The sequence below is a fragment of the Neisseria sp. P0021.S007 genome (genome assembly GCF_051956855.1).
Window position 1 is genome coordinate 1 of sequence record NZ_JBQCXA010001719.1, and the last position, 443, is coordinate 443.

At 56.4% G+C, this 443-nt stretch carries 1 protein-coding gene and 1 pseudogene; both read left to right on the forward strand.

The features are described from left to right. A partial coding sequence (locus ACTHUR_RS21105) for an iron chelate uptake ABC transporter family permease subunit (RefSeq protein ID WP_440400763.1) occupies window positions 1-215 on the forward strand: 215 nt, incomplete at its 5' end. A 10-nt stretch (window positions 216-225) separates the two neighbouring features. Further along, window positions 226-432 (forward strand): annotated as a pseudogene (locus tag ACTHUR_RS21110) (ATP-binding cassette domain-containing protein); the annotation flags it as partial. Between the last annotated feature and the right edge of the window lie 11 nt (window positions 433-443).

Sequence of the window (443 nt, forward strand, 5' to 3'; positions counted from 1 at the left end):
TTATCGGACTAGTCGCACCGCATGTGGCGCGGATTCTTTTGGGCGAAGACCAACGTTTCTTCCTGCCCGGCGCGATGCTGGCGGGGGCGGCGTTTTTATCGGTGGCGAGCGTGTTGTCCAAGGTGATTATCCCCGGCGCGCTGTTTCCGGTGGGCATCGTTACGTCGTTTGTCGGCGTGCCGTTCTTCTTCTGGATTGTGTTAACGAAACGGTAGGTCGTCTGAAATGTTGAAACTTGAAAACGTCCATATCCGGCGCGGCGATTATGTGGTCGCCGACAGTATCGATTTGACGACGGAACAAGGCAAAGTCTCCTCCGTGCTCGGCCCGAACGGTACGGGCAAATCCTCGCTGATGAAAACGGTTTTCGGCGAAGTGGGGCACAAAGGGAACATCCGCTACGGCGACGAAGTGGTGAGCAAAACCCACCTGTAAAGCTGGCG